The sequence below is a fragment of the Candidatus Palauibacter soopunensis genome (assembly GCF_947581735.1).
Lineage (GTDB): Bacteria > Gemmatimonadota > Gemmatimonadetes > Palauibacterales > Palauibacteraceae > Palauibacter > Palauibacter soopunensis.
Genome location: NZ_CANPVT010000002.1, coordinates 165,351 through 187,464, shown reverse-complemented (window position 1 = coordinate 187,464; position 22,114 = coordinate 165,351). Strand labels below are relative to the sequence as shown.

Here is a 22,114-nt window from a genome sequence, read left to right as displayed (position 1 = left end):
ATCGCGGATGAGGGACACGCTCCTCTTCGCCTTCGCGCTTGTGCCCCTGACGCTCGGCGCGGACTGGCTCGTTCGTGGCGCCGCCGGCCTGGCGCAGAGATTCGGCGTCAGCCCGCTCGTCGTCGGCCTGACGGTCGTCGCTTTCGGCACCTCGGCCCCGGAGTTGGTCGTAAGCGCACTTGCGTCCCTGGAAGGCCAACCGGACGTAGCCGTCGGCAACATCATGGGCTCCACGGCCGCAAACGTCGGCTTGATCGTAGGCGTCGGCGCCCTGATTCGGCCGATCGAGGTCCACCGCCGGGTCATCGTACGCGAGACGCCCCTCGTCATCATTGTGCTCTCTCTGGTGATGGTGCTGTCGCTCAACGACGCCGTCGGGCGTCTGGACGGACTCGTCCTCGTATCCGGCTGGGCGCTCTACCTGTTCTTCCTCCTCAAGTGGGAACGAGTGGGCGTGTTCGGGAAGGCGGATCGCGCTCCCGAGCCGGACGCGCATCGGCCGGGTGACGGGACCGATCCCGAGGAGACCGGTGTTGCGGCGCCGGGAATCTGGTGGTCGCTCGTACGGATCGGCCTCGGCCTGCCCTGCCTCACGTACGGGGCGAACTGGCTGCTGGAGGGCGCGGAGGGGATCGCAAGGTCGCTGGCCGTCCCGGAAGCGGTGATCGCCGCCACCATGATCGCGGTGGGCACGTCACTTCCGGAATTGGCTTCCACGCTGGTGGCCGCCTTCCGGCGGATGGGAGACATCGCGATCGGCAACGTGATCGGCTCGAACGTGTTCAATCTCGGCCTTGTGCTCGGGACAGCCGCGCTCGTCCGCCCGCTCGTTCTCCATCCGACCATCGTCGTCGGCTATGTGCTCCCGGCCCTGGCCTTTTCCGTCATCCTCATCCCCCTCGCCCTGCACCGGGGCACGGTGCAGAGGTCGGAGGGCGGGCTACTCCTGCTGCTCTATCTCGCCTACATCGTGCTGGTCTGGTTGTTCAACTGATCTGACCGTCTCTCCATCCCGCCCCGGTTGTCCCGTTGCCAAGCGATACGGTAAAGCGTTAGGGTTCAACGTATGGTCGTTTCGGTAAAGATGAGCAGCAAGAACCAGATTGTGGTTCCAAAGGCCGCGCGGGAGGCGCTGGGCCTTGTACCGGGGGACCGGCTCGCGGTGTCGGTGGACGGTCAGACCGTGAGGATGGAAAAGCTGCCGCCCGACGAAACGGATCGTCTACAGGGCATGCTTCGGGATGTGGTCGACGCTGGCGATCTCTGGCCCGAACTCGAGGAAGCCTGAGTGGCGGACGCAGGGAACTCCGCCGATCTCGAGGGACGCCTGGCCGGGGCCGGGCTCGTGCACGTCGACGCTCGCGTGTTCGCTCTTCACCTGAGCGGCAGGGGCTCGACGAGACAGACGGAACTCGCCTTCTCGGGCATTGCGAGCGGCAGCATCAGGGCCCAGACGTCGAGTCTGACCCTGTACCAGATCCTCGCGGAAGTGTATCGGCAGGGAAAGCCGGCGGCGGCTCGCGATGTGGCGCGGAACCTCCGGCTCTACCCTCGGCTGGACATCGTGTCGGCCAGCCCCGAGATCGCCATTCAGGCCGCCGAAGTGCGAGCGCAGCTTGGGGGCCGGCCGGAACGAGCCCTGCAGATTGCGACGGCGCTCGTTTCGGGCGCCGAGGTGTACCTCACATCGGGCTCGGGACTTCGACGGATCGCCGGGATGCAGGTGTTGAACGTCGAAGACTTCGGCTGAGCCACCCTCGGCGCGGCACCGGGTTCAACGACGGGCCGCTAGCGTCTCCGCACGAGTCTTACGAGCGCTTTCAGTGGATCGTAGAAGCGGTCGACGACCCGTTCCTTCAGGGGGATGATCGCGTTGTCCGTGATGGTGATGCCCTCCGGGCATACCTCGGTGCAGCACTTCGTAATGTTGCAGAACCCAATGCCCCCCGACTCCTTGAGAAACGCGCTCCGGTCCTCCACGTCGATCGGGTTCAGACTGTATCCCGCCGTTCTCACGAGGTAGGTGGGGCCAATGAACTCCCGGTGCTTTCCGTGTGACCGGAGGACGTGACACACATCCTGGCAGAGGAAGCACTCGATGCACTTCCTCATTTCCTGTGCCCTCTCGATCTCGTACTGCTTCATCCGCCAGCCGTCGTCCGCATCGCGGGGGCGCGGCCTGAAACGCGGGATGGCGGCGTTGTTTCGGTATGCCTGAGAGACGTCGGTTACGAGGTCCTTGATGACGGGAAAGGCCTTCATCGGCGTGACCGTAATCGATTCGCTCTCCTCGAAGTCGGAAATCCGGGTCATGCACGTCAAGCGAGGCCGCCCGTTGACTTCGCAGCTGCAAGACCCGCACTTGCCGGCCTTGCAGTTCCAGCGCACCGCGAGGTCCGGCGCGTGCTCCGCCTGGATACGGTGGATCGCGTCCAGCACGACCATGCCCTGATCGATCTCGACCGTGTAGGATTCGAGCCGTCCGTCGTCGTCGGACCCGCGGTAGACCTCGAAAGTTCGTTCCGCCACCTCGCTACACCCCTTCCTCGATGAGCTGCCTCAGTTCCGCCGGCGGCTCCGATACCGGCTCGGTGTCCGTCACCATCCGTCCGTGGGCCGATCGGATGACAAGATTGACCCGCCCGAGCGAGGCATCGGAGTCCGGATAGTCGACCCGGGTGTGCGCGCCGCGGCTCTCCCGGCGCTCGAGCGCCGAGAGGACGACCGCTTCGGCCACGGTGAGCATGACGCCGAGGTCGAGCCAGGTGTGCCAACCCGGGTTGAAGGCTCGCCCCCCGTGGACTGAGCAGGTTTCGAGCGCCCCGCGCAGTCGGTGGACATCTTCGAGGGCATCACGCAGCGCCCGCTCCGTGCGGGCGATGCCGACCTTGTCCTGCATGATCTGCTGCAATTCCTCCTGCAGGCCGAAGGGATTGCGTCCACCCTCCCGCTCGAAGGGCGCCGTCGCGCCCGCGACGGCCGCGGACAGTTCAGATGCCGGGATGTCGGCGAGCGATACCTCTCTCGCCTCTTCCGCGGCGGCGGCGCCGGCGCGCTGACCGAACACGATAAGGTCGGAGAGAGAATTCCCGCCGAGACGATTGCCGCCGTGAAGGCCGGCGGCCACTTCTCCCGCCGCGTACAGCCCGAGAACGCGCGTCGCTGCCGTCTCGGGGTGTACCTTCACTCCACCCATTGCGTAGTGAGTCGTCGGCCCGACCTCCATCGCATCGGTCGTGATGTCGACGCCCGCAAGCTCCTTGAATTGGTGATACATGCTCGGGAGCTTGGCCTTGATGTACTCGGGACTCCGCTTCTCCGAGATATCGAGGAAGACGCCGCCGTGCGGACTCCCGCGTCCGGCCTCGACCTCCGCGACAATCGCCTTTGCCACGACATCCCGGGTGAGCAGTTCGGGCGGCCGGCGGTTCGCCACGCGGTCGCCCTCCACCCACCGGTCCGCCTCCTCCTCGCTCTCCGCGTAGTCTCCCTCGAACATCTCGGGGACGTACCGGAACATGAAGCGCTCGCCGTCCCGGTTCGTGAGAACGCCTCCCTCGCCCCGGACCCCTTCCGTGACGAGCGTGCCGCGCACGCTGGGCGGCCACACCATTCCCGTGGGGTGGAACTGGACGAACTCCATGCCCATGAGTTCGGCCCCCGCGTCGTAGGCGAGCGCCACTCCATCACCGGTGCACTCCCAGGAATTGGAGGTCACCTTCCAGGCCTTACCCAGTCCCCCCGTGGCGAGAATGATCGTCCGGGCGCGGAAGAGCACGAACTCGCCGGTCGGACGCCAGTACGCGAGCGCGCCGGCCACCCGGCCATCCACCAGCATCAACCGGAACACGGTGCACTCCATGAAGACGTCGGCCCCTTCGTGCACGGCATGATCCTGGAGCGTCCGGATCATCTCCAGCCCCGTCCGGTCGCCGACGTGCGCCAATCTCCCGTAGGTGTGTCCCCCGAACGGACGCTGGTTCATACGTCCGTCCTCCGCCCGATCGAAGAGGGCGCCCCAGGCCTCCAGCTCTCTCACCCGATCCGGAGCCTCCGCGGCGTGCGCTCTGGCCATCCGCCAGTCGCACAATCCCTTCCCGCCCCGCATCGTGTCGCGGAAATGAACCTGCCAATTGTCTTCCGGGCGGTTGTTGCCGAGTGCGGCCGCCATCCCGCCCTCGGCCATGACCGTGTGCGCCTTGCCGAGCAGCGACTTGCCGACGAGTCCCACCGATGCGCCGGCCTCGATGGCCGCGATCGCCGCGCGGAGGCCGGCGCCGCCGGCTCCGATCACAAGGACGTCATGCTCGTGGCGTTCTGGAATCTCCATGAAAGGTCCGCTGTGCCCTGTGGGTTCAGAAGAGTCGGGGATCCTCGAACACCCGCATCGCCACCAGCCGGATGTACAGATCCGTCACGCACACGAAGACGAGGCTGAACCAGGCCCAACTCATGTGGCGCTTGTTGAACCAGCTCACGCCCTTCCACGCCTTGTACCGCGCCTTGCCCGCGAGCGCGCAGGAATAGCAGTCGACATCGCCGCCGATGAGATGGCGGAGCGAGTGACAGCCGAACCAGTATCCCGAGAGCAGCACGAGGTTGATCAGTAGGACGATGGATCCGACTCCGACGCCGAAGCCGTCCTCGAAGAAGAACCCGTGAATCGTGTCGTAGGTCAGGAAGAGCCAGATGACGATCGAGGCGTACAGGAAGTAGCGGTGAAGGTTCTGGAGGACCCACGGCAGCCGTGTCTCCCCCGAGTACCTGTCGCCGCGGAACTCGCCCACCCCACAGGCGGGCGGGTCGAGGAGATAGGCGCGGTAATACGCCTTCCGGTAGTAGTAGCACGTTCCCCGGAACCCGAGAATCACCCCCATCATCAGTATGGCCGGAGAGAACGGCCACCACTCGATTCCGAGCAGACGGATCTGTTCGGGGCAGCTGGCGGCGATGCACGGCGAGTACAGAGGAGACAGGTATGGGTCGGCGAAATAGTTGCCGCCCTGCAGGACCGACCAGGTGGCGTAGCCCCCGAAGAGGCCGAGCCCGAGCGCTACGCTCAGGGGTGGCATCCACCAGCGATCCCTGCGGAGGGTCTTGCCGAAACCGCGATCTCGAACCGCGACCGAGCTTTCCATGGTCTTTCGTCGACTCTTCGTGGGGTGGGGCTGAACTTGCCACGGCCTGCCGGCAAGCCGTGGCCAGCCTACCGGGCCGTCAGGATGACTGTCAAGCGGAATCGTCCGGGAACCCTTCGAGGTATTCCTGGACCCTGTTGAGAAAGAACGCCGCCATGGCGCCATCGACCACGCGATGGTCGTAGGAAAGGCCGAAGTAGGCCCGGTTGCGAATCGCGATCACGTCATTGCCGAGTCCGTCCTGAATGACGACCGGACGCTTCTCGATCACGCCGGTTCCGAGGATGGCGACCTGAGGCTGGTTGATGATCGGGGTCCCGAACAGGTTTCCGAAGACCCCCACATTCGTGATCGTGAACGTCCCGCCCTGGATGTCGTCGAAGTCGAGTGCCTTGTTGCGAGCCTTCTCGGCGAGTTCGTTCGAGCGCTGCGCGAGGCCCAGCAGGCTGAGCTGGTCCGCGTCCTTGAGCACGGGCACGATGAGCTCGCGGCCGTCGTTGATCGCCACCGCGATCCCGAGATTGATGTTGCCGTGATACACGATTCGCGATCCGTCCACGGACGAGTTGAGGATCGGGTACTCGCCCAGGGCCTCGATCACGGCGCGATAGATGAAGGGGCCGTAGGTGAGCTTCACGCCCTGGTCGGCGAAGCGCGGCTTGAGCGACCGCCTGAGTTGAACGACCCGCTCGAAGTCGACCTCGGTCACGGACGTCACATGCGCGGAGACGCGCTTGGACATGAGCATGTGTTCCATCGTCCGCAGGCGGACTCTGCTCATCTCCTCGACCCGGTCGCGCTCGCGAATCGGCACGGAACCGAGCCGGACATCCAGCGTGGCCCCGTGGATGGGGATCCGAAGCGTGCCGGGCGTCGCCGGCGCGGGCGCCGATGTCTCGGGCAGCGCCGGCTCCGCCGTCTTCACGTCGGGGGCCGGAACCGGCGCCGGGACCGCAGCGGGAGTGGGTTCGGCGGTCGAAGCGGGCACCGCGGCGGGCGCGGGGGCCACGGGAGCAGCGGGCGCCACCTCCGGCCCTCCGGCCGAGATGAACGCCAGAATGTCATCGCGGGTCACCCTGCCGGAGGCACCCGTCCCGGGCACCTGGCGGATGTCGACACCGTGCTCCGCGGCGATCTTCCGCACCAGCGGCGTCGATCGTGTCCGTAGCCGCTCATCCCGAGTGGGCGGTGACCCCGCCGTCCCCGAGCCCGGAAATACGGGCGTGGCGTCCGCAGGCGGAGCTGCGGGGATGGCCGCCGGCGCGGCTGACGTCACGGGCCCGGCCTCCATCGCCTTGGCCGGCGGGTCCAACGGGGGCTCGGCCGCGGGCGCCGACGGGGCTGCCGATGTCGCGACCGTGGCGTCCGTCTCGATGCGGGCAACCACCGTGTTGATCTCGACGGTCTCGCCGCTCTGAACGAGAACTTCAGCCAGCACCCCTCCCGCCGGCGACGGAATGTCCGCGTCCACCTTGTCCGTGGATATCTCGAACAGGTCTTCGTCACGCTCGACCGGATCCCCGACGTTCTTGAGCCAGCGCGTCAACGTGCCCTCCGCGATGGACTCCCCCATCTGCGGCATGATGACATCCACTTTGGACATGGTGTTCTTCCCCGGCGCACAGCCGCGTGGGTTCAGTAACTCAATTGCAGGCGGGCCATCGAGACGACGTCCGCTACCTGGGGCAGATGAGCCTCCTCCAGCTCGGCGGCGTAAGGCACCGGTGTGTCGAGCGCGGCTACCCTCCGGACCGGAGCGTCAAGCCACTCGAACGCGCCCTCGCAAACCAACGCTGCCACCTCGCCGCCGAAGCCGCCGAAGCGCGGCGCTTCATGCAGGATGAGGAGCCTCCCCGTTTTCTTCACGCTCTCGAGAATCGCCGCGCTGTCGAGCGGTTGCAGCGTTCTCAAGTCGATGATTTCAATCTCGGCGCCATCCTCCACCGCCAGTTGCTCCGCCGCCTCCTGCGCCGTGTGGACCATGGCGCCATACGTGACCAGCGTCAGGTCCGTTCCTCCGCGGTGCGTTCGGGCCTTCCCCAGCGGAGTCAGGAACTCCTCGCCCTCCTCCAGCTCTTCACGGAGTCTTCGATACAGGTACTTGTGTTCGAAGAAGAGCACCGGGTCAGGATCCCGAATCGCGGCCTTGAGCAGGCCCTTCGCATCCCGCACGGTGGCCGGTGCCACCAGCTTGAGGCCCGGCACGTTGGCGAAGTACGACTCGACGTTCTGAGAGTGAAAAGGCCCCGCCCGCACGCCCGCGCCGCACGGTCCCCGAATCACCAGCCCGGCCCCCACTCCCGTCCGGTAGCGGACCTTGGCGGCGAAGTTGACGATCACGTTGAACGCCGGCGCGATGAAGTCAATGAACTGCATCTCGCACACCGGCTTCAAACCCATCTGGGCCGCCCCGATCGCCGCACCCACGATCGCCGCCTCACTGATCGGGGTGTCGATGACGCGACCTTCTCCGAACTCCTCGAGGAGCCCTTCCGTAATCTTGAACGCGCCGCCGTAGGCGCCAATATCCTCGCCCATGACAAAGACATCGGCGTCCGCTCGCATCTCCTCGCGGATCGCCTGTCGAATCGCCTCAAGATAGGTAGCCACGGCGCGAAGAATAACCGCGCGCCGTCCGCATCAGCAAACGCCTCGCGCGATGTCCTTTACTTATAAGTAAAGGGCACATCCGTGACGTGTAGCGCGACTCCCGGATGGTCCATCGACTCCAGCGCCGCGCCAGGGGCGATCTCCCGCCGAATGTAGCCCAGACCGATGGGTCCGAAACGCGGAGAATGAACGGCGGACGTGACGACGCCGAACTGCCTGGCGCGATCGGTTCCGGAGGCCGCCCGAAGGTGGGCCCCGACAAGGTCGCGTGCCCGATGGGGGACGTCCGGGGCCCAGCGGAGGCCGCGCAGGTGACGGTTCACATGGCCGCGATAGTGGACGCGGGCGACGACCTCCTGGCCGGTGAAGCACCCCTTGGCAAGGCTGATCGCGCGGTCATCCTGGCCCGCCTCCTGGGCCAATCGCTCCGCACCCAGTTCGGATCCGAACACCGGCAATCCCTGCTCCACACGCAGGATCTCCCAGTCCGCGGGGACGGCGGCGGCGCCACCCGCCCGCGTGACGGCGCCCTCCAGCTGTGTCGCGAGCCGTTCCAACTCGCGTGCTTCGGCAACCTCACCGACATACAGGTCGAACCCGGCGCCTTCGATGTCCTCCCGGCGAGCCGCGAGGGCCGCAATGTCTCCGAGACGCAGGGTTGTCGCTTCGAGAGGGGCGAGCTCGGAGGGGCGCCGCGGGAAAGAGACGCCTGCAGCCGCTTCCCAGTGTTCGAGCGCCTCGGCCGCTCGCGGTCCGATGAGTGTCCGCACTGCGACCCCCGTCACGCGGTGCCTGGCAAGCATCGGCGGCACGTACTTCTCGAGGTGGTTCATCAGAGCCGGCACGGCCTCGCTCGGCGTATCCAGCCACAGCGTTTCCGTCCCCGCGTCTCCGGCGTCGCGCTCGAAACCCGCCCCGGGCAGGATCCGCAGATCGACGACGACGCGGCCTCGACGATCCAGGAGGAAGGAATAGACGCCCTGCCCCGACGGGACATCCTTCACATCGTTCGAGGCGAGGCCGTTCACGACTCGTAGCGCCCCCGCACCCGATACGGCGACGACGCGGCGGCGGACGTTCGAGAACAGTCCCACGCCCTCGACGGCGGCGCGATACCCCTTGGACGCGGAACCCCCCGTCATCAGGTCGACGCGGCCCGCCGAACCGGGCGATGCGGCAAAAAAAGCTCCCGGGCCGAAACCCGGGAGCCTGGCTCCAACTTGGCCATCAGGCGCAACTCACGACATCGCCCGATCTAATCCGAGCCTGATCCGACCCACTCGACAACGAACGTAGCGCGTCGGTTCTCGATCCCGGTCTGGCGGTCCTCGACCCCGGTGTCCTGGTTTACGAGGCGCGACTCGCCCATGGCCGCAACGTCGATGTTATCGGCGTTCATCCCCGCGGTCTGCACGAGATAATCCCTCACGCTCTCGGCTCGTTCCCGGGACAACATCAGGTTGTACGCCTCGGATCCCGCACTGTCGGCGGAACCTTCCACGGTGATCCGGGCCTGCGGGTAGGACCCCCGGATCGCCGCCGCGAACGCATCCAGAATCGGGCGGTCGACGGCACGCACCTCGGAACTGTTGAAGTCGAAGTGTACCGGAAGGGCTACCGCAAGTCCGGCCCCGTGCATGTCGTCGTCGCTTACGTGTCCTCCGAACTCCCGCTGCAGACGATCAAGCTGGCTCCGCAGCTCCTCTATGTCGCCCTGAAGCGCCTCGACGGCGGCCGTGTTCTCGGCGATGCGGGCCTCGTGGTCGGTGAGTTGCCCGTGAACGGGCTCCATGACGCGATCGAGTTCCCACTGGCGCACGAGCTGCATACAACCCGTAGACAGGAAGGCTAGAGCCACCACAACCGTCGACACCCACACCCTGTTCTGGCGCATCCTCGCTACTCCTCCTTTTTTCGGCTCAGGGGAAGTTGACACGGAGGCCAACCGAGAGCGGGAATTCCATGATCGAGTCGAACCCCGGCTGGCCGTTGAGTTCGCCGTACACGGCCGTCTCCGACGCATCCGTCATGACGTAGCGAAGGTCGGCCTGTGCGAAGAGCGTGACCATCGGAACGCCGGTCTCGGCGTGCTGGGCGAAGTTGAGCCCCGCCTTGATTCCGGCGTTGCCGGAGAAATAGGACCCGTTCACCAGGCCCACCGTATGGCGTCCCGGACTGGGATTGTTGCGCAGCAGAAACGCATCCGAATTGAGCGTCGAAACCCCGAGGCCGAAATCGACCGCCACAGTGGCGCTGCCCATCGGATCCGTAAGGTGATACTCGATCCCGCCCGTCACATGCAGGATCTCAAAGTTGGGGTCGATTGCCCCCTTCGTGGCGAGCATGTCCAGCGCTCCCTCGGCCCGCAACGCCAGACGCGGCCGCAGGAAGTAGGATGCCGCGCCCGAGAACGAGGGACCCGACTCGGCGGAGTTGGCGATGTCACCCATCGGGATGGCCATCCCGACTCCGCCCTCGAACGACCAGAACATCGGAGAATAGGGACTCTGGGCCTCGGCCCGGGCCGGCAGAAAAGCGAACGCAGCCACCGCGCCGACCACCAACACCAGTTTTCTGAACACATCCTTCATATCGACCTCCTGCGAGTTATGAGGCTGCCGAGGAACGCGCGGGCTGTCTGATTCGCCACGCAAACCAGGCACGAACGTCCAACTGCAACCAGCGGCACCCGGCCTCCGATGTCGCCGGAAAAATCGATGCAAGCTAAGCCCGATGTCGAATAACATGCAAGAGATACAACGCGTGCTCCAGTGCATGCGGAAACCTCGTTCGAGGGCGGCCGATCAGGCTCCCGAACACGCGAAGATCGGCGGCTCAGGCGCGGGAGACGTACTCCGCCAGTCCCGTCGCGAAGTCGCGCGAACGAAGCGCCGGAAAACGACGTCGGGCAAGGTCGGAATCGGCGATCCCATCCTGGGTTACGAAGTCTACGGCATCGCGCGACAGGATCTGGCCGGGGAGACGCTCCGCGCACGCGGCGGCGAGCTTTACGAGACCTTCCGGAATGTGGAGAATCACCCGGCGACGTCCAAGCGCGGCCATGGCCGTCCGAACGACGTCGTCCAGTGACAGGACATCCGGGCCACCCGCCTCCAGAGTGAGGCCGTCTCCCGCCGAACCCAGCGTCGCCTCGCACACGAGGTCCGCCAGATCATCCACGTGAATCGGGGTGATCCGCCCCGAGCCGTCCCCCAGTTGGGGAAAAACGAACGGAATCCCGCGAATGAGCGCGATGAAGCGGTTGAGGCTCCGGTCTTCGGGGCCGTAGACCCATGAGGGTCGGACGATGACGTGGTCCAGGCCCGACGCCCGAACGGAAGCCTCCGCCAACCCCTTTGCGCGATACCAGGCCCGTGCGGAGCCGGGATCGGCTCCGACCCCGGACAGGTAGACGAGCTTGCGCACGCCCGCCTCCACCGCGGCCTCCACCAGGGCGGCGGTACCACGGGCATCGACCTCCATGAACGTCCGGCCGCGCGCGGGCGCCTCCACGGGATAGCCCGGGAACTGAACGGAGAGGATGGCTGCGTCCACGGCGTGCATCGCAGACGTGAGCGCGCCGGGCCGACGCACGTCCCCCTCGACGTATTCCGCCGGGAGCCCGAGACGCCGCGCGCCGGCGGGGTTACGGGTCAGCACGGCAACCTGCGCCCCGCGACGGTGCAGCCCCCGGACAAAGGCACGTCCGAGGAAGCCTGTGCCACCCGCGACCAGGACCCGCGGCATCACTTCACCTCCCGACTGGCGCCGGGGCACGCATCACCTGAACATCCCCCGGATAACGGTTCGACATCGTATTCGTGCTCGCACCTCAGTGCTGTCGTCGGATACCGGACCAATATCATGTTCCGGGCGTCGCGCGGATACTCGCGACGGCGGCCCTCTCCATCCCGAACTTCCGGCCCGGTCAGGGCGGAGTACAAACATGCTGGAACATCTGCTCGAAACCGAGGTGGCCAGGCGTCCACCGACCGTCCGCCTCCGGGGGCGGATCCTCTTTCTTACCGAAGATCCGGACCTCATCCGTCGGCAACTCGCGGGGGAGGACCTCGAATGGGATCCGTCGATTCCTCTGCGCGACGACATTTCGACCGATGAGATCACGCCCGGCTGGGTCTGCTACCACTTCGACGAGAAGTTGGGGGAATACCCGTACGTGGGACTCCTCTGCGGCGACGAGCGCCCGATCGGCCGCAACGACATCCGGAAGGGCGGCTTCGTGTGCTCCGTGTCCGGGAAGAGGCGCGGGAAGGGGTCGAGCCGGGAGGCTTCGCCGTATGCCGAGCGCGCCGCGGGCCTCCGCGTGGTCATCGGAGAAAACATCGAGCGCATCTACGGGGAGAATTGCGCGAACATCGGCCTCCTCGCATCGACGGATTTCTCCCTCATCGAGAAGATCCGGCGCGGGGAGGAAATCCCGCTCGACGCGTTTATCGGAGACGCGGGGCGCATTCAGCGCGACATCATCGAGTATGGCGGACTGCTCGACTACGCCGTGGCCCGGCTGAAGGGACTCGTCACGCTCCCCGGCATCGCAACCCCGGCGGACCGCCCGCAGACGATTGCGGAAAAGATCATCGCCCGGCACTGGGTCACCGACGCGGCCTCCGGTGCGCTGGGCGTTCCCGCGGTGCAACCGGGCGACGCCGGCTTCCTCCGGGCGGATCTTCGCTTCTCCCACGAGTACGTGACCCCGATGGCGTCGACGTTCTGGGAGGACTTCGCGGGCGACGCGGCACTGAACCACACCGAGTCCATCGTCTTCTTCCGGGACCACCTCGCGTTCCTCGACGAAGTCATTACGGAAGAAAGGAAGGCGGCCGGACTGCTCGACGCGGCCCACGCCCTGCACGACCGCCAGCGGGAGTTCGCCGCCGCGAAGGGCGTGCGCCTGCACGGCGAACTGCCCGACCGCACCGGGAGCGAGGGGATCTGCCACATCATGGTGCAGGACCGCTACGCGCTCCCCGGCCAGATCATCATCGGCAGCGATTCGCACACCCCGCATGCGGGTGCGCTGGGATGCGTGGCCTTCGGCGTGGGGACGTCCGCGATCGTCAACGCCTGGGCGACCCGCGACGTCCGGCTGGAAGTGCCGGAGTCGATCCGGGTGAACATCACCGGCGAGCCGCCACGCGGGGTCGTGGCGAAAGACCTCATCCTCGAACTGCTGCGTCATCCGACGGTCAAGAGCGGCGAGGCCATCGGCCGCATCATCGAGTTCACGGGAGAGGCCGTGGAGGCTCTGTCCATCGACGAGCGCGCGACGCTCACGAACATGGCGGCCGAGGTAGGGGGCTTCACCGGCATCATCGCGCCGGACGAGAAGGCCGTGGCCTGGATCGCGAGACGGCGTGGCGTACCGATGGACGAAATCCGGGCGCTGTGCGACGGACTGTACAGCGACGCGGGAGCGGCATACGCGGCGACGATCGAGATGGACGCGAGCGGGATCGAACCGATGGTCGCGACCCCCGGCGATCCGGGAAACGGCCTGCCCATCTCGGCCCTGGAAGGAGACGTGAGTCTGGATACCGTGTTCGTCGGAGCCTGCACGGGGGCGAAGCGGGCGGACTTCGAGATGTACGCCGGGGTGGCGCGGGAGGCGCTGGCGGCGGGGAAGCGTGTGCCCGCGTCCGTCCGCGCCTATGCCCAGTACGGTTCCATCGATGTGGAGGCGTGGAGCCGGGAACAGGGCCACGACCGGGCTCTCAGGGATGCGGGATTCGATGTCCTCGCTCCCGGCTGCGGAGCCTGTATCAACGCGGGGCCCGGGGTGTCTACGACGGCGGAGCAGGTCACGATCAGCTCGATCAATCGGAACTTCCCCGGGCGTAGCGGACCGGGCCAGGTCTATCTGGCGAGTCCGCTGACGTGCGTGGCCTCGGCGATCGAGGGAAGAATCGTCGCGTACGGAGACCAGCCGTGGAACCGTGGGGCCGCCCTCTCGCGGCGCTGACGCGGGGGTTTGCCAGGGGGCTGCTAGACGGGCTCGACCCTCACGGGGCACACCTTCAATTCGGCCGTGTGCGTGATCGGGTCGTAGCCGCCGCCGGTGAGGAAGTTCACCGGCACGTCGTTGAAGCTGAATGACGCGAACACCGTCCCGGGCGGCGATCGGTCGTTGGCCTCGACCTTGATCCGTACCTGGCCGCGCGGGCTCGACATCATCGCCCAGCCGCCGTCCTCGAGCCCCCATTTCGACACGTCCGCCGGGTGCATCTCGAGGGACTCTTCGGACAACAGGTACTCGATCCCCGCCGCGCGCCCGGTCTGCGTCCTCGTGTGATAGGCCGGCAGCCGGCGCCCGGTCGTAAGCCAGATCGGGTACTCGTCCGAGATCGTCTCGGCCGGGTCCCGGTATCGGATCAACTGGAAGATCCCGCGCCCGTTCTCGAACTCGCCCTTGTGAAGGATGGGTGTGCCGGGGTGGCCGCGCTCCGGCACCGGCCAGTGGTATTCGCCGTGTTCGATGAGATCCCAGTCCAGGCCCGCGTAAATGGGTGAGAGCGAGCAGAGTTCGTTGAACACCTGCTTGGCCGACTCGAACTCGAAACCCTTCAGCCCCATGCGCTGCGCGATACGGGACACGCACCACCAGTCGGGCTTCGCCTCGCCCGGCGGATCCACCGCCTTTCGCAGACGCTGAACGCGCCGCTCCGTGTTCGAGCACACGCCGTCCGTCTCCGCCCAGGCGGTGGCCGGGAGCACGACATCGGCCAGCTGCGCCGTCTCGGTGAGGAAGATGTCGATCACGACGAGATGGTCGAGGCTCCTGAGGGCATGCTCGCAATGTTCACGGTCGGGGTCCGTGACGACGGTGTTCTCACCGTTGATGATCATGGCGCGGATCCGGTCGCCGCACATGTCGAGCGCCGTGACCTTCGTGGGCCCCAGTTCAAGGTCCACCTCCCGGCCGTAGGCGGCGGCGAACTTCGCCTGGTACGCCGGGTCGCGCACGTCCTGGAAGCCGGGATAGTTGTTCGGCAGCGCCCCGGAGTCTCCCGCGCCCTGGATGTTGTTCTGGCCGCGCATCGGATTGATCCCCGTTCCCTCGCGGCCGACGTTGCCGGTCATGAGGGCGAGATTGCACAGACTCTGCACGTTGTCCACGCCGCAGATGTGCTCCGTGATCCCGAGCGTGTAGTAGATGGCTCCGCGTTCGGCCTTCGCATACCAGCGCGCCGCCTCGGCGATCAGCTTCGCGTCCACCCCGGTGATGGACTCGGCCCATTCCGGCGGGTACTCCAGGACGTGCTCCATGAAGTCCCGGCCTTCCGTCGTGCGGTCGGCCACGAAATCGTCGTCCATCAGCCCCTCGCGGGCGATCACGTGGGCCATGCCGAGCAACAGGGCGACGTCCGATCCCACCCTCAGCGGCAGGTAGATGTCCGCCATCTCGGCCAGTGCAATCCGCCTCGGATCGGCGACGATGAGCTTGGCGCCCCGGGCCACCGCGCGCTTGATGCGGGTGGCCGCGACGGGATGGCACTCGGTCATGTTGGTCCCGATGCAGAAGATCACATCGGGCTTATCCATGTCCCGGAGCGGATTCGACATCGCCCCCCGTCCGATTGAGGCCGCCAGACCGGCGACCGTGGGGGCGTGTCAAGCACGGCTGCAGTTGTCAATCTGGTTCGTACCGAACGCGCCCCGGATGAACCGCTGCATCATGTAGGCCGCTTCGTGCGGCGCGCGGCCTGAGGCGACGCCGTACACGGAATGCCTGCCGTGATTCTCCACCGCCGCCGTGAAACCCGCCGCCGCGCGGTCGAGGGCCGTGTCCCAGTCGGTTTCGTGGAGTTCGCCGTCCTCGCCGCGTACCATCGGATAGGCAAGCCGGTCGGGGTGTTGCACGAAGTCGAACGCGAACTGCCCCTTCACGCAGAGCGCGCCCTCGTTGGCGGGTCCATCCATCGCCGGCTGGACGCCGATCAGCGTGTCCCCGCGGGACAGCAGGTCGACGGAGCACCCGACGCCGCAGTAGGGACACACGGTACGCGTCTTCTCGGTCTCCCCCGGCACGTCCGCCTTCGCGAGCGCCTTGATGTCGGCGAGGGCCCCGGTCGGGCAAGTCTGCACGCACTGCCCGCAGAACGTGCACGCGGAGGTCCCCAGCAGGCCTTCGAACTCCGTCGTGATCTGCGTCTCGAAGCCGCGGTTCATGATCGAGATCGCGTAGTCGCCCTCCTGCTCCGCGCAGACCCGCACGCAGCGATAGCAGGAGATGCAGTTGTCGTAGTCGCGGAGGATGAAGGGGTTGTCGTCGTCCGGCCGGCTGCGGCCGGACCGGGCCCCGGCGAAGCGGCCCGTCCGGGCGTCGTAGCGGTCGAGCAGGACCGCCATCTCCTGCGAGGCGTATCCGGAGAGCGGGTCGACGTCCGTGTCGCGGTTCTCGGAGGCGACCATCTCCATGAGCACACGGCGGTGCATGTCGAGCCGCGCCGAGCGGGTCGTGATCCGCATGCCGGGCTCCGCCCGCATGGTGCAGGAGGCGATGGGGTTGCGGGCGCCCTCGAGCTCCACGATGCAGAGACGGCAGGCACCGAAGGCTTCCAGGCGCGGATCGTAGCACAGCGTCGGGATCTCCTTGCGGTGCCGCTCGGAGACCTCGTAAAGGCTCTCGCCCCGACGGACGCCGACCTTCTCGCCGTCGAGAGCGATCTCGAAGTCGAAGCCGGTGCCGTTGCCCGAATTGTCGCTCAAACCCACCTCCGGAGGCAGGTGTCGTGTCCCGGAACCCCGCACTGCTGGAAACTGCCGGGCCCACTAACATGACGCGCCGCGCGCGCCGCGACAAATCCGGCCGGCGTTTTTCCGGCCTGCTAGGCGGACTCGGTGACGTGGCTCGACACGCGATCGGGGAAGTAACGGATCAGGCTCTCCGTGATGAGGGGGGCGGCCTGCCCGAGTCCACAGGCGCTCGTCTGCATCATCGTGTCGCCCAGATCGTGCACCTCGTCGATCCAGACACCGACCTCTGGTGGGCCTTCCCCGTGCAGGCGCTCCGTCAGGCGCTGTGTTCCGATGCGGCAGGGGAAGCACTTACCGCACGATTCCTCGGCGAAGAACTCCATGGCGGAATGCGCGACCTCGATCATGTCCCGGGAGTCGTCGAAGACCATGATGCCGCCCGCACCGAGGAAAGAACCCTTGGAGCGGATGTCGGGCTCGTCCAGCGTGACCTCGAGATCGTCGCCCGCCAGGAAGCCGCCCGACAGCCCCGCCATCGTCACCGCCTGAATCTTCCGCCCGCCCGGCACACCGCCGGCCCAGTCGTCGATCAGCGTCATCAGCGGGAAGCCCATCGGTACTTCATAATTGCCGGGGCGCGTGACGTCCCCGGAGAGCGAGATCACCTTCGTCCCCGCGTGGTCGCCGATCCCGAGCCCCCGGTACCAGTCGGCGCCGTGCACGAGGATATGTGGCACGGAAGCCAGCGTTTCGACGTTGTTCACGACCGTGGGAAGGTCTTCATACCCGTGCGTCACCGGGAAGGGCGGCCGGTTACGCGGAAACGGGTGCTTGCCCTCGAGGCTGTTGAGAAGAGATGTCTCCTCGCCGCAGATGTAGGCGCCCGCGCCGCGGCGTACCCAGAGGTCGAACGGCCGTCCGGGCCCGCGGGCTTCCGGCCCCAGCAGCCCCGCGCCGCGGGCTTCTTCCAGGGCCGTCTCCAGAATGCTCAGCGTGTCCGGATATTCGTAACGAAGGTAGATGAACCCTCGCGTGGCGCCCGTCGCGAAGCCGGCGGCGATCATCCCTTCGATCACCGCGTGCGGATCGTAGTCCATCAGCGCCCGGTCCTTGAAGCAGCCCGGCTCCCCTTCGTCGGCATTGCAGACGATGGTCTTGGGCTCCCCAGCGGCCTCCGCCACCGCCCGCCACTTCCGTCCGGTGGGGAAGCCGGCGCCGCCACGCCCCGCCAGGCCGCTTGCGTCGATGACATCGAGGAGCGAGCCGGGCCGCCCGCGGAGGGCGTTCTCGAGGCCGGCATAGCCGCCCGTCGCCCGATAGCCCGCCAGCGTGGCGCGTCCGGGAGTCCGGATGTGGGCAAATACGCATTCCTCGATGTCCGCGTGCGGCGCGGGCGGAAGAGGAGAGGGTCGAGAGGAGAGTTCCGCCGCCGTCGTTCCGCAGAGAACCCGGTCGCGGTCCAGCACCGGAATCGGCTCGTCGCAGCGGCCGGGGCAGGGCATCGCCTGCGCGTTCGGCAGCCCGGCCAGCAGTCCGTCGGCCCCCGCCAGCGCGCAGATCGGCCCGGTGCAGACGCGCGCACGAGAGTAGCCCTCGGGATTGCGTGAAAAGTGATGGTAGAAGGTCACGGTCCCGAAGAGGTCGGCGATCGGAATCCTCAGATCCTCGGAGATGGCTCTGAGAGACGCCTCCGAGAGGAACCCATCCCTCTCGTGGAAGTCATGCAGCAGCGGAAGCAGAGGAGCGGGTCGTGCCCGCCACTTCGCGAGCAGATCCGCGTCCGAGGGCGTGTTCATGCCGTCATAGTTACCCGCCGACACGAATAGCGGCAAACGAGGGTGTCGGGCACGACGGCCGACGGAGCGCTTGCTCCGGCACCTTGGAGGTCGACAACGTAGCTTCGGCCCATGATTACGCCCCGAAGGAACACCGCCCGCGTCGACATCGATCGCGTGTCCGAGGCCTCGAGCCGAAGGCGGCGCGACGCCGTCGCGGTCGAAGAACCGCTCGAGATCCGGATCGCGCCCGCGGACGGAGGAGAGCACCAGGTGGCGGTGACGATGCGCACGCCGGGGGATGATTTCGACCTCACGGCCGGGTTCCTCTTCTCGGAAGGGCTGCTGGCACAGCGGTCCGACATCGCCGACCTGCGGTACTGCGTCGACGTGGAGACGCAGGAATACAACATCGTCACCGCGCATCTGAGCGAGACGGCGCGGTTCGACCCGGAGGAACTGACCCGCAACTTCTATACGACGTCGAGCTGCGGCGTCTGCGGGAAGGCCTCCCTGGAGGCGATCGAGATTCGGGGCTGCGCTCCCGTGCCGGCGGAGGGACCGACCGTCGCGGCCGAGATCGTGCGCGCCCTCCCGGAAGCGCTTCGCAGCCGCCAGCCGGTGTTCGAACGGACGGGCGGGCTGCACGCGGCCGGCCTGTTCGACACGGCCGGTCAACTGCGTCTCCTGCGGGAAGACATCGGGCGCCACAATGCGCTCGACAAGGTGATCGGAGACAGGTTCCTCCAGGGAGATCTGCCCCTGGGCGATACGGTGCTGGCCGTGAGCGGCCGGGCCTCCTTCGAGATCATGCAGAAGGCGCTTGCCGCCGGAATCCCGATCGTAGCGGCCGTGGGCGCCCCCTCGAGCCTCGCCGTCGACGTGGCCGGGGAGTTCGGGATGACGCTGATCGGCTTCGCGAAGCCGACGGGATTCAACGTCTACACGGGCCGCCACCGCGTCGGCTGACGGTCTTCCGGGCGCGGCTCCTCAAGGCGGCAGGGCCCGCCCGATCCTGAGCGCGAGGTCGACGGCCGACTTCCGCCATCCCGTCAGCGTCGATCTGCGGTACGCATCGGCGGTACGCTTCACCCCCTCGCTCATCGTCGGGTACGGATGCACCAGCGACGCGAGCGTCCCCAGCTTCACCCCCACCTTCATGGCGAGCGAGATCTCCGCGATCATCGTCCCCGCGCCGGGCGCCAGGATGTGTCCGCCCAGAATCCGGCCCCCCTTTCCGACGACGATCTTCACGCGGCCCATGGCGGCGCGCTCCGCGATCGCGCGGTCGAGATTCCCGATGTCGTAGACGTGGGCGGACACCGAGGGCCCGTGTCGGTCGCGGGCCTCGGCTTCGGTGAGGCCCACGTGCGCGAGTTCGGGATCGGTATAGGTGCACCAGGGAATCACGCGGTAGTCGATGTTCGCGCGCACCGGGAAGAGCGCGTTCTGGACCACGGTCCGCGCTTCGTGGTCGGCGACGTGTGTGAACAGGAACCCGCCGGTCACATCGCCGGCCGCGAAGATGTGCTTGCGGGAGGTGCGGAGCCTGGAGTCGACGGTGACCCAGCCCCCGGCCGTCTCGACCCCCGCGGCGTCCAGCCCCAGGTCCTCCGTGTTGGGCGCCCGCCCCGCGGCGACGAGGACTTCGTCGACGTCGAACGTCTCCGCACGCCCCTCCTGGCCGGGCCCTGCCTCCGCAGTCGCGGGGGGCGCGATCGTCACCCGCCGCCGGTTCCCCGCGCGGTCGACACGCGTCACGATGCGGCCCGTCCGGATACGGATGCCCTCGTCCCGCAGTCTGCTCGTCAGCAGGTCCGCGAGTTCGGGTTCCTCGCGCACCATGAGCCGGTCGAGGAGTTCGACGACCGTGACGTCGGCCCCGAGACGGCGATACGCCTGAGCAAGTTCGACGCCGATCGGCCCGCCGCCGATCACGGCGAGCGAGCCGGGGATCGTGTCCCGGTCGAACGCCTCGGCGTGCGTGAAGTAACCCGCGTCCTCGAGCCCCGGGATCGGGGGCACCGCGGCCCTGGAGCCGGTGGCGATCAGGAAGCGCCGCGCGCGGAGGCGCCGACCGTCCACCTCGACTTCATGCGGCGAAACGAAGCGGGCCGCTCCCTCGACCACATCGACGCCCATGGCGCGAAAACGCTCCGGATCATCGTGCGGCTCGATCTGCGCGCGGACATCGCGAACGCTCGAGAGCACGTCGGCCGCCTCGATCTCCTGCCGCGGGACCCCGAGACCGAACGCGCTCGCGTCGCGAACGTGCCGGGCCACCCGGGCCGAGCCGATGAGGGCCTTGGACGGTACGCATCCGGTCCACAGGCAGTCCCCGCCAAGGCGGTCACGCTCGACCAGGGCCACGTTCGCACCCAGTCCCGCGCCCCCGGCGGCCGTCACGAGCCCCGCGGTCCCTCCGCCAATGGCGACGATGTCGAACGTCCGGTCCTGGGTCACGTTGCTACTCCCCATGGAGGGTGATCGTTTCGCACGCGGAGACGCCCGCAAGCGATCGCGGCTCCGCGAACTCTCCCTCACGGTACACCCGCCGCGAAGAAACCGCGCCGGAGACGGCCGTTTTTCCTTGCCGGGCGTCCCGATTCCGGCTTAGCTTCGCTTCGTGCAGAATCCTACATCCCAAGCCGCGGTGTCACCGTCGGGCTCAATGAAAAGCCGCGTCGAGACGCCTTCGATCCTCGCCAAGTGTCGTGAACTAGCGACGGTGAACAACCTCCGCGAGGCCGGTCTCTATCCGTACTTCCGGCCCATCGAGGCCTCTCACGACACGTGGGTCGTCATCGAGGGCGCCCGCAAGATCATGGTGGGCTCCAACAACTACATGGGGCTCACGCACGATCCGCGCGTCCTCGAGGCGGCCCGTGACGCCCTCAACAAGTTCGGAAGCGGCAATACGGGCAGCCGCTTCCTCAACGGCAACCTCGATCTTCACGAGCAACTCGAGGCCGAGCTCGCCGACTTCACCGGCATGGAGGCTGCGCTCGTATTCTCGACGGGCTACCAGACGAATCTCGGCACGCTGGGCGCGTTGATCGGCCGCGCGGACACCGTCTACATCGACAAGCTGGATCACGCCAGCCTCCAGGACGGCGTGCGTCTGGGGCTCGGCCGCACGCGACGCTTCAACCACAACGACTTCGCCACCCTGCGCCGCATGCTCGAGGCGGAGAACCCCGGCCGGGGCAAGCTGATCGCGGTGGACGGCGTGTACAGCATGGAAGGCGACATCGCCGATCTGCCCACCCTGGTCGAACTGAGGCGAGAGTACGGCGCGGCCATCCTGGTGGATGACGCGCACGCCGTGGGCGTGCTGGGAGAAACCGGGGCCGGGACCGCCGAGCACTGGGGACTCACCGACGAAGTGGACCTGATCCTCGGCACCTTCTCCAAGTCCTTCGCCTCGATCGGTGGCTTCGTGGCGGGCCGCGCGGACGTCATCGACTACCTCCAGCACAACGCCCGCGCCCTGATGTTCAGCGCGAGCATGCCCCCCGCCTCGGCCGCCACCGTGCTGAAGGCGCTGGAGATCATCCGCGATGAGCCGGAGCGCCGGGAGCAGCTCTGGAAGAACACGTACAGGATGATGGAGGGCTTCAAGTCGATCGGATTCGACATCGGGCCGACCGAGACCCCGATCGTCCCCATTCTCATCGGGCCCATGGAGAAGACGTTCGTGTTCTGGCGCGCGCTGTTCGAAGCGGGCGTCTTCACGAACCCCGTCGTCCCGCCCGCCGTGCCAGAGGGAAGTTGCCGCCTGCGCACGAGCTACATGGCCACGCACTCGGACGACGATCTCGATTTCGTGCTCGAACAGGTGGAGCGCGTAGGGAAGAAGCTCGGCGTCGTCTGAAC

At 67.2% G+C, this 22,114-nt stretch carries 18 protein-coding genes; 6 read left to right on the top strand and 12 right to left on the bottom strand.

Annotation, left to right across the window (positions count from 1 at the left end; translation table 11 throughout):
- Nucleotides 1-7: 7 nt before the first annotated feature.
- From RN901_RS01130 to RN901_RS01120, 3 genes are all read left to right on the top strand, one after another.
- A complete protein-coding gene (locus tag RN901_RS01130) occupies nt 8-994 on the top strand; it encodes a calcium/sodium antiporter (protein ID WP_310754942.1) in 987 nt (328 codons plus the stop codon).
- Between the two features lie 90 nt (nt 995-1,084).
- On the top strand, nt 1,085-1,288 hold the full coding sequence (locus RN901_RS01125) for an AbrB/MazE/SpoVT family DNA-binding domain-containing protein (RefSeq protein ID WP_310754940.1): 204 nt from the start codon (nt 1,085-1,087) through the stop codon (nt 1,286-1,288).
- On the top strand, nt 1,289-1,750 hold the full coding sequence (locus RN901_RS01120) for a PIN domain-containing protein (protein ID WP_310754938.1): 462 nt from the start codon (nt 1,289-1,291) through the stop codon (nt 1,748-1,750). It begins immediately after the preceding gene.
- Between the two features lie 38 nt (nt 1,751-1,788).
- Here RN901_RS01120 and RN901_RS01115 read toward each other — a convergent pair whose 3' ends face one another.
- The 9 genes from RN901_RS01115 to RN901_RS01075 all read right to left on the bottom strand — a co-directional run bounded on the left by RN901_RS01115 (nt 1,789) and on the right by RN901_RS01075 (nt 11,495).
- Nucleotides 1,789-2,529: a succinate dehydrogenase/fumarate reductase iron-sulfur subunit gene (locus tag RN901_RS01115; protein ID WP_310754936.1), complete on the bottom strand. Its 741-nt coding sequence runs from the start codon at nt 2,527-2,529 to the stop codon at nt 1,789-1,791.
- Between the two features lie 4 nt (nt 2,530-2,533).
- Nucleotides 2,534-4,330, bottom strand: coding sequence for a fumarate reductase/succinate dehydrogenase flavoprotein subunit (locus RN901_RS01110; RefSeq protein WP_310754934.1), 1,797 nt, complete (start codon nt 4,328-4,330; stop codon nt 2,534-2,536).
- A 25-nt stretch (nt 4,331-4,355) separates the two neighbouring features.
- Nucleotides 4,356-5,072: a hypothetical protein gene (locus RN901_RS01105; protein WP_310754932.1), complete on the bottom strand. Its 717-nt coding sequence runs from the start codon at nt 5,070-5,072 to the stop codon at nt 4,356-4,358.
- 157 nt (nt 5,073-5,229) lie between these two features.
- On the bottom strand, nt 5,230-6,741 hold the full coding sequence (locus RN901_RS01100; protein ID WP_310754931.1) for a dihydrolipoamide acetyltransferase family protein: 1,512 nt from the start codon (nt 6,739-6,741) through the stop codon (nt 5,230-5,232).
- 32 nt (nt 6,742-6,773) lie between these two features.
- A complete protein-coding gene (locus tag RN901_RS01095; protein ID WP_310754929.1) occupies nt 6,774-7,748 on the bottom strand; it encodes an alpha-ketoacid dehydrogenase subunit beta in 975 nt (324 codons plus the stop codon).
- Between the two features lie 56 nt (nt 7,749-7,804).
- Nucleotides 7,805-8,890, bottom strand: coding sequence for a hypothetical protein (locus RN901_RS01090; protein ID WP_310754928.1), 1,086 nt, complete (start codon nt 8,888-8,890; stop codon nt 7,805-7,807).
- 113 nt (nt 8,891-9,003) lie between these two features.
- Nucleotides 9,004-9,642: an OmpA family protein gene (locus RN901_RS01085; protein ID WP_310754926.1), complete on the bottom strand. Its 639-nt coding sequence runs from the start codon at nt 9,640-9,642 to the stop codon at nt 9,004-9,006.
- A 25-nt stretch (nt 9,643-9,667) separates the two neighbouring features.
- Complete coding sequence (locus RN901_RS01080; protein WP_310754924.1) at nt 9,668-10,339, bottom strand: hypothetical protein; 672 nt, start codon at nt 10,337-10,339, stop codon at nt 9,668-9,670.
- Between the two features lie 244 nt (nt 10,340-10,583).
- Complete coding sequence (locus tag RN901_RS01075; protein ID WP_310754922.1) at nt 10,584-11,495, bottom strand: NAD(P)H-binding protein; 912 nt, start codon at nt 11,493-11,495, stop codon at nt 10,584-10,586.
- Between the two features lie 199 nt (nt 11,496-11,694).
- Here RN901_RS01075 and RN901_RS01070 point away from each other — a divergent pair, with 199 nt between their 5' ends.
- Complete coding sequence (locus RN901_RS01070) at nt 11,695-13,728, top strand: aconitase family protein (RefSeq protein ID WP_310754920.1); 2,034 nt, start codon at nt 11,695-11,697, stop codon at nt 13,726-13,728.
- 23 nt (nt 13,729-13,751) lie between these two features.
- On the opposite strand, the gene fdhF is transcribed toward RN901_RS01070, so the two are convergent.
- Nucleotides 13,752-16,481 (bottom strand): formate dehydrogenase subunit alpha, encoded by a 2,730-nt coding sequence (gene fdhF, locus RN901_RS01060; protein ID WP_345782336.1) that lies wholly within the window; start codon nt 16,479-16,481, stop codon nt 13,752-13,754.
- A gap of 113 nt (nt 16,482-16,594) precedes the next feature.
- The gene (locus tag RN901_RS01055) at nt 16,595-18,259 is read right to left on the bottom strand and encodes an NADH-ubiquinone oxidoreductase-F iron-sulfur binding region domain-containing protein (RefSeq protein ID WP_310754919.1); all 1,665 of its coding nucleotides are present in this window, start codon (nt 18,257-18,259) and stop codon (nt 16,595-16,597) included.
- Between the two features lie 111 nt (nt 18,260-18,370).
- Here RN901_RS01055 and fdhD point away from each other — a divergent pair, with 111 nt between their 5' ends.
- The gene (gene fdhD / locus RN901_RS01050; RefSeq protein WP_310754917.1) at nt 18,371-19,207 is read left to right on the top strand and encodes a formate dehydrogenase accessory sulfurtransferase FdhD; all 837 of its coding nucleotides are present in this window, start codon (nt 18,371-18,373) and stop codon (nt 19,205-19,207) included.
- 21 nt (nt 19,208-19,228) lie between these two features.
- Here the strand turns inward: fdhD and RN901_RS01045 are convergent, their stop codons facing one another.
- On the bottom strand, nt 19,229-20,701 hold the full coding sequence (locus tag RN901_RS01045; RefSeq protein ID WP_310754915.1) for an FAD-dependent oxidoreductase: 1,473 nt from the start codon (nt 20,699-20,701) through the stop codon (nt 19,229-19,231).
- Nucleotides 20,702-20,909: 208 nt separating this feature from the next.
- On the opposite strand from RN901_RS01045, the gene RN901_RS01040 reads away from it, so the two are divergent.
- Nucleotides 20,910-22,112, top strand: coding sequence for an aminotransferase class I/II-fold pyridoxal phosphate-dependent enzyme (locus RN901_RS01040; RefSeq protein ID WP_310754912.1), 1,203 nt, complete (start codon nt 20,910-20,912; stop codon nt 22,110-22,112).
- Nucleotides 22,113-22,114 lie beyond the last annotated feature (2 nt).